The organism is Dolichospermum planctonicum, from assembly GCF_005402965.1.
GTDB classification, from domain to species: Bacteria; Cyanobacteriota; Cyanobacteriia; order Cyanobacteriales; family Nostocaceae; genus Dolichospermum; species Dolichospermum planctonicum.
The window spans coordinates 16,460-28,650 of sequence record NZ_BJCF01000048.1; the positions used below are offsets into that span (position 1 = coordinate 16,460).

Genomic DNA, 12,191 nt, shown 5'->3' on the forward strand with positions numbered 1-12,191 from the left:
GGAATGTGGGTTCAAACATCAAATATATATATACCCTAATAAAATACGTAGGGACTTTCTATAAAACATCTCTACGTATATTTGGATATATCTGTTATTTTTCAGTATTTCCTAAGTTTTGAAAAAAAATGTTGAAATCTTTTAGTATAAATTTAGGTGGACTGCCCTCTCCAATAAGAGCCTTACAGCATTCAATCATATAAGCACTAACTGCTTGCCCAACTGCTTCAGTTAAAGTAAAAGCTACTCCAGCCTGAATAATATTTCCTCCTCCTGGGAACAATTTTAGCAAGCTTGTCACAGCAGCAGTACCAGCAGCTTGAGCTACAAATGCAGCTACTGCTGTATTAGCTACTTCTTTAGGCAAACCATACACAGTAGCTAAAGACCCAATCATTCCTATCTGAATTGTTGTGATTATCACAGAATCTTTAACCGGAATAGGGTCAGCAGATGCAATTGACGCGGCTGTTGCACAACCATGAATAATAGATTGAGCTTTCTTTATTTTGTTATCCAAGTCAAGCATTTGTGCGCTCTCGAAAGCATCTTTGTACGCACTTGGCATTAGTGTAAGAGTTCTATTGAGTAGTTTAAGGAGAGACTGCTTGCTTTTTTCCCTTTTTTCTTTTTCCTTATTTTCGTCATTTTCACTATCTTCACTATCTTCATCTTTCTGATAGACAAAAACTGGGAGTATATTTTCTCTTTTTATACCATTATCCTGTAGCTTTTGAATCATGGGTGTAAGCTGCTTTGACTGAGTAATATCAGTTTTGGTAATCACAACAATAACATTTTTAAATATGGATTGAATCAGTTCAAGGTCTGTAGAAGTTACCCTTGCTCCTGATCCTTGGATAGTATACCAAACTACATGAATCTGATTTTCAGGATTATTTTTCTTTTGGATATCAGTAATCAATTTTCTTGTTCTATCAACAAAATCTTTCTCATTATCTGCCACTTCCAGCCCCTTAGAATCCCAAATGTCGATGAATTCGTTCAGGTATTTAATAAATTCTCTTGTCATTGGACTATCGTGGCCAATTTGATTATCAGGTACTGTTTGTGTACCAAAAATACTTTGTATTAAACTTGTCTTTCCCGAACCAGTATAGCCACATATAAGTATGGTAGGCTTTAATTCTTTTGTTGTGCTATCCGAATTATTTATTATTATCATGATTAATACTTTAATTTTTCTGATGGTTTTAGGTTTATTCAGCAATTCCTAAGTAATTTCAGAATTATAGTACACAAAACAGCATTTATTGTCAACACCTTATTAATTTGAATTCGTTGGCAATCATTATATTACTGCCTATATTTATTACCAACTAAACTATATGTTTATGCTTAAACTACTTCTGCCACTTATTACACTCGTGCCTGTACTACACAATGAAGTGCGGAATGTGGGAATTAAAACTCAGATATCACCTGCTCCCTATGACCCATTACCCATTCCCTCTTCCCTAAATATGATATAATCCTATATCTGGAAGTTGATATGTGTTAAGATTAGCTATTCTAAGCTAGGATAAGACAGAAATGTAAGTGCAGACGGTTCTCCGACTGCTTACTTATGCACTGAATTTATGACAAAACCTTTACGGAGACTAGAACCAGGAACACATTAGCATGGTCAATCAGAATTTAACCGCTACAGAAATTGGATTTACTCTCGAAGATTTCGCTGCTCTACTTGATAAATACGACTATCACTTCAGCCCTGGTGATGTCGTACCGGGTACAGTTTTCAGTATAGAGCCGCGCGGCGCTCTGATTGACATAGGTGCGAAAACCGCAGCATATATACCCATACAAGAAATGTCTATTAACCGGGTAGATGCCCCGGAAGAAGTCTTACAATCAAACGAAACGCGGGAATTTTTCATCCTTACCGATGAAAATGAAGATGGTCAGCTCACCCTTTCAATTCGTCGGATTGAGTATATGCGTGCTTGGGAACGGGTACGACAGTTACAAGCAGAAGATGCTACTGTCCGTTCTGGCGTTTTCGCAACCAACCGTGGTGGTGCATTAGTGCGAATTGAAGGACTGCGCGGCTTTATCCCCGGTTCTCATATTAGCACTCGCAAACCCAAGGAAGATTTGGTAGGCGAAGAACTACCTTTGAAATTCCTAGAAGTAGATGAAGAGCGTAACCGCTTAGTTCTCTCCCATCGTCGGGCGCTAGTTGAGCGCAAGATGAACCGTTTAGAAGTTGGCGAAGTAGTCATTGGTACGGTTCGCGGTATCAAACCTTATGGTGCTTTTATTGATATTGGTGGTGTAAGCGGACTACTACATATTTCGGAGATTTCCCAGGAGCATATTGACACTCCCCATAGCGTATTCAATGTCAATGATGAAGTTAAAGTTATGATCATTGACTTGGATGCCGAAAGGGGACGGATTTCGCTGTCTACTAAACAGTTGGAACCCGAACCTGGTGACATGATCAAAAACCGTGATTTGGTTTATGACAAGGCTGAAGAAATGGCAGCTAAGTATCGGGAACAACTGCTTGCTAAACAGCAAGGTATTACCACACCGACAGAAGTAGCACCGCTGGAAGCCGGATCTGAAGAAACCATAGCTGAAGAAGTTGCAGTTGTGGAAGCTGTGGCCGAGGAAGAAATTCCCCCAGCGACTGAAGAATAATAGATTTATAGTTATAAGTAATTATAACTGAGATCGTTGTATGATCAAGAGGGGACACCCCCCTTTTTTTTACCTTGAATATGACTAGGGTGAGATATTTTGGTAACTATTAAATGTCAAAACACGGCGTTTTACCGTATCGAAGCAATTTTATTTGATAAAAACGGCACTTTAGAAGATTCTGAGGCATATTTAAGAACACTAGGACAAAAAGCAGCGAGGATGATAGACGCGCAAATTCCTGGTATTGGCGAACCATTGTTAATGGCTTTTGGTATTAACGGTGATTTCTTAGATCCAGCGGGTTTAATATCAGTAGCCAGTCGTCGAGAAACAGAAATTGCAGCAGCGGCCTATATTGCGGAAACCGGGAGGGGATGGTTTGAGTCTTTAAAAATTGCCCGTCAAGCAATAAATGAGGCTGACCGATATGTTAGTAAAACTCCTTCACCTTTATTTGTGGGGAGTTTGGAGGTATTAAAGTCTTTGTCAGTAGCGGGGTTAAAATTGGGGATTCTGTCAGCAGCAACCACTGAAGAGGTACAGACATTTGTAAGGACTCATCAGTTAAGTAATTATTTACAGCTAGAAAAGGGTGTTGATGATGGTCCTAGTAAACCAGATCCAATACTGTTTTTAGAAGCTTGTCAAGCTTTGGGGGTAGCACCAGAGGCGACTTTAATGATAGGTGATTCTGTGGGTGATATGCAAATGGCGCGTGATGCTAAAGCTGCTGGCTGTATTGGTATTACTTGGATTGGTAAAGCAGATCATGTTCAAGGTGCAGATGTGGTAATTAATCAACTTGATCAAATTCAGGTAATTATGGATTAAGAGGATCTGTGAAAAGTTTTCGGCGAATATATAATACTCCGCCGCAAGACTTTTATGGCTACACGATGCAACCTATCAGCAAACCCTATTTAATCTCTGGTTTGTCAGGATTTATCAGGTTTTGGTTAAGTTTATCACCAAAAATCTTATCATAGTTGGAAGCGACGGCTAAAAATGCACCCGCTAAAATATATATGGGCAAAGGTATAGAAAAAGCTCGCAACCACTTAAAAAACTCCGCCGCAGCAAACAGTACAAAAAAGCATAGCAGCCAAACTCTCATGATTTTATCCATTCCATACTAGGTTATCTTGTTACTAATTTTAGATGAGGCATAAATCAATTAAAAATTAAAAATAACAGAAAACTCATCAATCTAAAATCTCAAATTTAGCTAAGATTGTTTAGGTATTATTATGATTTATGCAAATGATTGAAGTTGAGCATCTTACTAAAACTTATGGTTCAACAACAGCAATTACTGATGTTACTTTTAGCGTTGAACCAGGGGAAATTTTAGGGTTTTTAGGTCCAAACGGTGCCGGTAAAACCACAACCATGCGAATTTTAGCCGGTTATTTACCTGCCAGCAGTGGGACAGCGAAAATTGACGGTTATGATGTCCATGATAATTCTTTGCTTGTGCGTCAGCGCATTGGCTACTTACCAGAGACACCACCCTTATATCCAGAAATGACGGTAGAAGGATTTTTACACTTTGTAGCGAGAATTAAAGGAGTTTCTTCAGGCGATCGCTCGAAAAAAGTAACAGCAGCTATAAAGAGATGTAACCTAGAGGAGAAGCGCCAAGTCATTATTCGTAAACTCTCGAAAGGTTATCGGCAAAGGGTTGGTATTGCCCAAGCGATCGTTCATGATCCTCCAGCTATTATTCTTGATGAACCTACAGTGGGACTTGATCCCCGACAAATTACGGAAGTACGCAACTTAATTAAAAGTTTAGCAGGAACACACACTATTATTCTCTCTACACATATTCTCCCGGAAGTGAGTATGACCTGTAGCCGAGTTGCCATTATTAATCGCGGACAAATAGTGACAACTAATACCCCAGAAAATCTAATGACACAATTAACAGGTGGGGCAGGATATGAATTAGAAATTACAGGAGAAGCACCTTTAGCCAAACAAATGTTACAAAATATATCTGGCGTGAGTTTAGTAGAATCAATGCCTAACCATCAACATTTGCTAGAAGATCATACTTATTTACGGGTAATATTACAGCAGGGAGAAGAACCAGGAAAAGAAATTGCTACTGCTTTAATTCGGGCTGGCTTTGGTTTATATGAAATGCGTCGTATTAGTGCAACACTAGAAGATGTTTTCTTAGAATTAACCACAACAGAAAAGAATTTACCCACAAATATAAACTCAGAAATCGAAGAAGGAGAAGCTGCATAAATGGGTATAGTCATCGCCAATATTATTGCCATTTACCGTCGAGAACTACAGAGTTATTTTGTTTCCCCATTAGCTTATGGCATAGCCAGTGCATTTTGGTTTTTAGCAGGTTTATTTTTCGTCATGATTTTATTGGGACCAGAAGGAATTTTAGTTACAGTTTCTGGTTATGATTTACAAGGGCAGCAGCCTGGATTTCCAGCACCAATAATAGATGTTCCTTATGAATTTGTGCGGGCATTTTTAGATAGAATGGGATGGTTAATGTTATTTATCTTGCCGATTTTGTCAATGGGACTCTACGCCGAAGAACGCAAACGAGGAACTTTAGAACTATTAGCCACATCACCAGTTACCAACTGGGCTGTAGCCGTAGGCAAATTATTAGGAGTATTAACATTTTTATTGACAATGATTTTACCTTTAATGGGATTTGAAGCGATCGCTTTATCCAATTCCACTCCTCCCATATCGCCCACAATTCCCTTGCTGGGTCACTTAGGATTACTCTTACTAGCGGCAGCAATTTTATCATTAGGAATGTTTATTTCCTCATTAACAGACAGTACAATTTTATCGGCAGTCCTCACCTTTGCCATAGTTATTTTGCTGTTATTTGTTGATTTAATTGCCAAAACCATTCCCAGTCCAATTGGTGAAGCAGTTAGTCATCTATCCCTGCTCAAACATTACAATACCCTGATTCAAGGAATTTTCGATACCAGCGGCTTGATTTTATTTGCCAGTTACATTATCTTAGGTATTTTTCTCACAGCCCAATCAATTGATGCACTTCGCTTTCAACGTCACTAGTTATTTTCTCTTGATTATTCTCTCCTATAAATAATGAATAAAAAATGAATAAAAACAAACTTTGGAAACTTATATTTTGGCTAGGACCATTCTTCATCACCGCTGGTTTAACCATTCATTTAACATCAGTAAATTCAGGAATAATCCCCCTATCATTAATAATAACAGGTGCAGTTATTTGTGCCTTGTGGGTAGTAGTACAAACCCAACAAAGTAAATGGTGGCAAAAGCGTTCTACCCAATCTACTACTAATGCCTTAATCGCAACTTTGTCCGTATTAGTTATATTAGGATTAATTAACTTTTTAGGTATTCGTTACCACCTGCGTCTAGACTTAACAGATACTCAACTATTTACTTTATCACCTCAATCCAGGGAATTAGTCAGTAATTTACCCGAAACAATGAAAGTTTGGTTATTTACTAAAGAAAAAAATTCCCAAGATCAGGAATTATTAGATAACTATCATCGTCAAAGTAACAAGTTTAAATTTGAGTATGTTGATCCTGAATTAAAACCAGGACTAGTAGACAGATTTGGTGTTAAAGATTATGGCGAAGTTTATCTAGAATTTCAAACAAAACGGCAATTAGTACAAATAATTAGTGAGGATGAACGACTATCAGAAATAAAATTAACTAATCGTTTACAACAAATGATCAATCCTAAAACGGCTAAAGTTTACTTTCTTCAAGGACATAGTGAACACCCACTTTCCGGTAGTAAAGGGGCAATTTCTAAAGCAATACAGGGCTTAACTGATAAAAACTTTACTACATCAACTTTGAATTTAGCAGAACGTCCTCAAGTTCCTAATGATGCTGATGTTGTAATTGTAGCTGGACCCCAAAAAGAATTATTGACGGGAGAAGTTACAACGTTACAAAATTATCTTAATCGTGGTGGTAACTTATTATTGATGATTGATCCCAACACCAACCCGAAAATAGATACTCTTCTGAAAGAGTGGGGTGTGCGTTTAGATAATCGCTTGGTCATTGATAATTCTGGAGAAAGTTTGCAACTAGGACCGGCTACTATTTTGGTGACAGAATATGGACAGCATCCTATTACTAAAGATTTTGCCAATAATATTTCTGTATATCCATTAACTCGTCCTCTGGAAATTGATCCTGTCTCTGGTGTTGAGTCTATGGTTTTATTAAAAACTAAACCCTATCCTAATAGTTGGGCAGAAAGTGATCAAAAAAGTGAAAAACTAGAGTTTAATGAAGATAAAGACTTAAAAGGACCTTTAACTTTAGGAGTAGCATTAACTAGAAAATTATCAAATTCCCCAATTCCAACTGCCAAAACTTCCCCAACTCCAATTCCAACTGCCAAAACTTCCCCAACTCCAACTGCAACTGCCAAAACTTCCCCAACTCCAATTCCAACTGCAATTCCAACTGCAATTCCAACTGCCAAAACTTCCCGAAATACTGCTAAAGAATCACGGTTAGTAGTATTCGGAAACTCAAATTTTGCCACTGATAGTTTATTTGAACAACAGTTAAATGGAGATGTCTTTTTAAATACGGTTAGTTGGTTAAGTCAACAGGATGAAAAACTTCTGTCAATTCGTCCTAAACAACCAAAAAATCGCCGGATTATTATATCAAATCGGGAAGCTAACTTGTTAACAATATCTGCTGTGTTTTTATTACCTTTACTGGGGTTGCTAACAGGTTTTATTATTTGGTGGAAACGTAGATGAAAAATAAATTAGTAATTCATGATGCTAAACTAAAGCATTGGCTTTGCTTTCAAGATCCTGATGAAATCATCCAAACTAATAGTATTGATCAAGTTGTTACCAAATTGCAACTCGTGAATGATTTGATTGCTAAACATCAAATATATGGGGCGGGTTTTATTAGTTACGAAGCTTCAACAGCTTTTGATTCGATACTAAAAACCCATTCTCCTTGTTCATTTCCGTTACTCTGGTTTGGATTATATAAAAAACCAGAAATTATTGATTTACCAAAACCTACCTTAGCTGGTGAATATAAACTTAATTGGACACCTTCAGTACGTGAAGAAGAATATCATCAAGCCATTAGTAAAATTAAAAAATATATTTCCTTGGGGGAAACTTATCAAGTCAATTATACATTACGTTTAAATGCACCTTTTAGTGGTGATACTTGGGAATTATTTCTGAAATTAGTGCAAGCACAAAAAGCAGATTATGGGGCTTATGTTGATATTGATAACTTTGCTATTTGTTCCGCTTCCCCTGAACTTTTTTTTCATCTTGATGATCATCACTTAACCTCGCGTCCCATGAAAGGAACAGCAGCTAGAGGTTTAACATTAGTAGCAGATCATGATATTGCTAATCAACTACATTTTTCCGAAAAAAACCGCGCGGAAAATGTGATGATTGTGGATATGATTCGCAATGATATCGGACGAGTAGCTAATATTAATACAGTCAAAGTTCCCAGTTTATTTAATGTCGAGAAATATCCCACAGTTTGGCAAATGACATCTACTGTTACAGCCAAAACTACAGCTTCCATGAGTGAAATTATGGGCGCGTTATTTCCCTGCGCTTCTATTACCGGCGCACCTAAAGCCCGGACGATGGAGATTATTCAGGAATTGGAAAATACACCGCGCCGTATTTATACTGGCTGTATTGGTTTTATTAGTCCCCAACGTCAAGCCCAATTTAATGTTGCTATTCGCACTGTATTAATTGATAAAGAAAATAAGCAAGCAGAGTATGGAGTTGGAGGAGGAATTGTCTGGGATTCTGTGAGTAGTGACGAATATCAAGAATGTCAGATTAAAGCCCAAGTTCTCACATTAAATCAACCAGATTTCTCACTTTTAGAAACAATTTTATGGCAACCTCAAAATGGTTATTTTGTATTGAATTATCATTTACAACGGTTACAAGATTCAGCAAATTACTTTGGTTTTAATGTGAATATAAATAATGTCAAAACTCAACTTGATCAATTAACAAAATCATTTTACAATCAAGATTATAAACTACGGTTATTATTAGATTCCCAGGGTGAAATTATATATCAAACAATACCTTTATTGCCTGTAAATAATCATGAACTTGTCAAACTAGGTATGTGTTGCACACCGATTCAATCCAATAATATATTTTTGTATCATAAAACAACAAATCGCCAAGTTTATGAAATAGCAAAAGCCCCTTTTCCTGATTGTGATGATGTTTTATTGTGGAATGAAAGAGGTGAAATAACAGAAACCTGTATTGGTAATATTGTGGTAGACTTGAATGGAGAATTGCTGACACCCCCAGTAAAGTGCGGTTTATTAGCAGGGACTTTTCGCGCTAATCTACTTGAAAAATGTAAAATTAGAGAGGAAATTATCACGGTAGAAATGTTAAAATATAGCCAGCGTATCTATATAATTAACTCAGTGCAAAAATGGCGAAAAGCGGTTTTAATTTCTCATTAAATAAATGATTTTATTAATTGGTTATCAATATGAAATTGCCAAAAACGACTTGGATTTTAATACTTTTAGCTCTGGGTTTAGGGAGTTTTGTATATTTCTATGAAATTAAAGGAAAAACTCAACCAACAGAAATAAAAGCCCAAAAACAGAAAATTTTCTCCTTTACTGCTAATGATGTCCAATCTTTAACAATTAAAGCCAAAAGTACAACATTAAAACTAGAAAAAAGGAATACAACTAAAAAACCTGAATGGGAAATCAAATCTCCCATATCAGCACCGGCAAATGATGCAATTGTTTCTTACTTGATGGATTTATTAGTTGATGGTAAAATTGAAAGAACAGTATCAGTTTTACCCACTGAATTACCAGAATTTGGTTTAGATAAACCTGTAGCGACTATTGATATTCAACTGAAAAATAAACAAAACTATCAATTGATTTTAGGTAAAGCTGAGTTTAATAATCGGTTCTTATATGCTCAAGCTGATGCTAATCAAAATCTCAAATTATTGTTAGTTTCCAAGGATTTTTTTAATGCAGTCAATCGAGACATATCAGAATGGAAACAAATACAAGAAAAGACTAATGTAAAACCATTACCTATCCTACCTAAACCAAACCTGCCATGACAAAACAAACAGCAACCTTATTAATTTCTTGCCCAGATCAAAGAGGATTAGTAGCTAAATTTGCCAATTTCATTTATGCTAATGGTGGCAATATTACTCATGCAGATCAACATACAGACTTTGAAGCCGGATTATTTCTGAATCGCATAGAATGGCAATTAAAAGGATTCAATTTACCTAAAGATTTAATTGCTCCTGCTTTTAATGCTATCGCTCAACCTTTAAATGCAAAATGGGAATTACACTTTTCTGATACTCTTCCCCGCATTGCCATTTGGGTAAGTCGTCAAGATCATTGTTTACTTGATTTAATTTGGAGACATCGCGCAAAAGAATTTCATGCAGAGATTCCTTTAATTATGAGTAATCATCCCGATTTACAAGCGGTAGTTAAACAATTTGGCATTGATTACCATTATATACCTATAACTAAAGAAAATAAACAAGAACAGGAAATTAAACAACTAGAATTACTGCATGAATACAAAATTGATTTAGTGGTTTTAGCCAAATATATGCAAATAGTTAGTGCAGATTTTATTGCAAAATTCCCGCAAATTATTAATATTCATCATTCATTTTTACCCGCCTTTGTTGGTGCTAATCCCTATCATCGAGCCTTTGAAAGGGGTGTAAAAATTATTGGTGCAACAGCCCATTATGCTACACCTGAATTGGATGCAGGACCAATTATAGAACAGGATGTGGTGCGGGTAAGTCATCGAGATGAAGTGAATGATTTAATCAGAAAAGGGAAAGATTTAGAAAGAATTGTCTTAGCAAGAGCGGTAAGATTACATTTACAAAATCGCGTTTTAGTTTATGGCAATAGAACGGTAGTTTTTGAGTAAATTTATTTAATCGGAATTGATCATCTTAGCTATCGTTTCCATCATCAAAAAAAGCCGATGAGAATAATCAGGAAAGCAAATGAATTGATAATGCTCATAAAAAGTATGCTTTTTTTTTAGCGGCTCTATTAAATAATGATTAAAAGCATCAAAATTATCTGTTAATTGCACTTACTACACCCATATTCTTTTTATAGCGTTGAGCCGCAAGCCGTAACTTGTTACTGGGTTCTGGTGGATTAAACAGTGCTTCTACAAAAACCTCTTGGTCTTTTCTGCTTAAAACCATGATTTCATGTTCCTGAATAATCTGGTCTTTATTCTGTGGACTGATACGGGCTTCTAATCTTTCTGATTTGGAACGCAAGGATTTTTCTGGGCTGTTTCTAGCCATTGAGTGAGTCATGATACTTCTTACACAATAAATGTGATGTGTAAATCTTTAGTGTACGGCAAATGTCCTAACAAATAATAGTGTACTGATTTATTCAACAAATGCCCACTATCCCCAATCTCCAGACTTTCCACCTGTTTTACTAACTAAATGAATCGCTTCAATTTGAATCGTTTTTTCTAACGCTTTAGCCATATCGTACAAAGTTAAAGCAGCAATAGACACCGCTGTTAAAGCCTCCATTTCCACACCAGTTTCCGCCTGAGTTTTCACAGTAGCATCAATTTGATAACCAGGTAGTTGGGCATCAGGGATAATCTCAACGGTAATTTTCTGTAAAGGTAAGGGGTGACAGAGAGGAATTAAATTAGCTGTTTGTTTAGCGGCCATGATTCCCGCCAACCTAGCCGTTGCTAAAACATCACCTTTAGGGGTGTTTCCCGCTTGAATAGCAGCGAAAGTCTCAGGTAACATCCGCACCTTACCAGTGGCCACCGCTTGACGAATAGTGGCTGTTTTACCTGATATATCAACCATTTGAGCCTCTCCTTGAGCATCCAAATGGGTTAACGAAAAAGAATTTGAAAAATGATCTTGCATAATTGGGAAAGTGTGTGTTATTATAAATCTTGTAAGTCAAGGTTGTAAGTCAAGGGTGTGTAGCTCAGTGGACTAGAGCACGTGGCTACGGACCACGGTGTCGGGGGTTCGAATCCCTCCTCGCCCGTTCTATAATTTTAAATGCACAAGCCCCTTTTTTGGAGTTTGTGCATTTTTAATGGTCTTGGGATTTAATCTCAAAATAACGTAGTATATTGGGGTTAATCGTATTTAAACGCGAGATGAAATACCTAACTCCAGAACAAGTTTATAAACAATTCAGCTATCACTCCAAGACAATCGCTTGTGGGGGCTGACAAGGAAAAAATAGCCGAAAAACAAAATATTTATGAGCCAAATAGTAGCCAATGTGATTTAATAGAAGGTAGTGAGTCTAGACTATGAAACTCAAAGTTAAAAATCAGTTAACCGTTACGAGAATCGCCATTTTAGGGACTAAAAAACTAAATACTTGGAAATCTAACGAACTTGATTTAATTGCTTTGCGTTTAGGACAA

At 36.7% G+C, this 12,191-nt stretch carries 12 protein-coding genes and 1 tRNA gene; 9 read left to right on the top strand and 4 right to left on the bottom strand.

The features are described 5' to 3' along the window. Positions 1 to 94: 94 nt before the first annotated feature. Positions 95 to 1,186 carry a GTPase gene (locus tag FFO06_RS17215; protein ID WP_137909131.1) on the bottom strand — a complete coding sequence of 364 codons (1,092 nt, stop codon included), beginning with the start codon at positions 1,184 to 1,186 and terminating at the stop codon, positions 95 to 97. 458 nt (positions 1,187 to 1,644) lie between these two features. On the opposite strand from FFO06_RS17215, the gene FFO06_RS17220 reads away from it, so the two are divergent. Further along, entirely contained in the window at positions 1,645 to 2,670 is a 1,026-nt protein-coding gene (locus tag FFO06_RS17220; RefSeq protein WP_137909132.1) for a 30S ribosomal protein S1, read from the top strand. Between the two features lie 99 nt (positions 2,671 to 2,769). Next, positions 2,770 to 3,504, top strand: coding sequence for an HAD family hydrolase (locus tag FFO06_RS17225; RefSeq protein ID WP_137909133.1), 735 nt, complete (start codon positions 2,770 to 2,772; stop codon positions 3,502 to 3,504). A gap of 85 nt (positions 3,505 to 3,589) precedes the next feature. On the opposite strand, the gene FFO06_RS17230 is transcribed toward FFO06_RS17225, so the two are convergent. Further along, positions 3,590 to 3,787, bottom strand: coding sequence for a hypothetical protein (locus FFO06_RS17230; protein WP_137909134.1), 198 nt, complete (start codon positions 3,785 to 3,787; stop codon positions 3,590 to 3,592). Between the two features lie 146 nt (positions 3,788 to 3,933). On the opposite strand from FFO06_RS17230, the gene FFO06_RS17235 reads away from it, so the two are divergent. Genes FFO06_RS17235 through purU form a run of 6 tightly spaced genes read left to right on the top strand, consistent with a single transcriptional unit; the run spans position 3,934 to position 10,679 of the window. Continuing rightward, positions 3,934 to 4,929 (top strand): ABC transporter ATP-binding protein, encoded by a 996-nt coding sequence (locus tag FFO06_RS17235; protein WP_137909142.1) that lies wholly within the window; start codon positions 3,934 to 3,936, stop codon positions 4,927 to 4,929. Then, positions 4,930 to 5,742 (top strand): ABC transporter permease, encoded by an 813-nt coding sequence (locus FFO06_RS17240; RefSeq protein ID WP_137909135.1) that lies wholly within the window; start codon positions 4,930 to 4,932, stop codon positions 5,740 to 5,742. It begins immediately after the preceding gene. Positions 5,743 to 5,786: 44 nt separating this feature from the next. Then, on the top strand, positions 5,787 to 7,460 hold the full coding sequence (locus tag FFO06_RS17245; protein WP_137909136.1) for a GldG family protein: 1,674 nt from the start codon (positions 5,787 to 5,789) through the stop codon (positions 7,458 to 7,460). Continuing rightward, entirely contained in the window at positions 7,457 to 9,196 is a 1,740-nt protein-coding gene (gene pabB, locus FFO06_RS17250; protein ID WP_137909137.1) for an aminodeoxychorismate synthase component I, read from the top strand. The genes FFO06_RS17245 and pabB overlap by 4 nt, the downstream gene beginning before the upstream one ends. Before the next feature lie 29 nt (positions 9,197 to 9,225). After that, positions 9,226 to 9,828: a DUF4340 domain-containing protein gene (locus FFO06_RS17255; protein ID WP_137909138.1), complete on the top strand. Its 603-nt coding sequence runs from the start codon at positions 9,226 to 9,228 to the stop codon at positions 9,826 to 9,828. Beyond that, positions 9,825 to 10,679 carry a formyltetrahydrofolate deformylase gene (gene purU, locus FFO06_RS17260; RefSeq protein WP_137909139.1) on the top strand — a complete coding sequence of 285 codons (855 nt, stop codon included), beginning with the start codon at positions 9,825 to 9,827 and terminating at the stop codon, positions 10,677 to 10,679. Before FFO06_RS17255 ends, purU begins: the two co-directional genes overlap by 4 nt. A gap of 154 nt (positions 10,680 to 10,833) precedes the next feature. Here the strand turns inward: purU and FFO06_RS17265 are convergent, their stop codons facing one another. After that, on the bottom strand, positions 10,834 to 11,085 hold the full coding sequence (locus FFO06_RS17265) for a type II toxin-antitoxin system TacA family antitoxin (protein ID WP_137909140.1): 252 nt from the start codon (positions 11,083 to 11,085) through the stop codon (positions 10,834 to 10,836). 96 nt (positions 11,086 to 11,181) lie between these two features. Further along, positions 11,182 to 11,673 (bottom strand): cyclic pyranopterin monophosphate synthase MoaC, encoded by a 492-nt coding sequence (gene moaC, locus FFO06_RS17270; RefSeq protein ID WP_137909141.1) that lies wholly within the window; start codon positions 11,671 to 11,673, stop codon positions 11,182 to 11,184. Positions 11,674 to 11,726: 53 nt separating this feature from the next. Here moaC and FFO06_RS17275 point away from each other — a divergent pair. Continuing rightward, positions 11,727 to 11,800, top strand: a tRNA-Arg gene (locus FFO06_RS17275). Positions 11,801 to 12,191 lie beyond the last annotated feature (391 nt).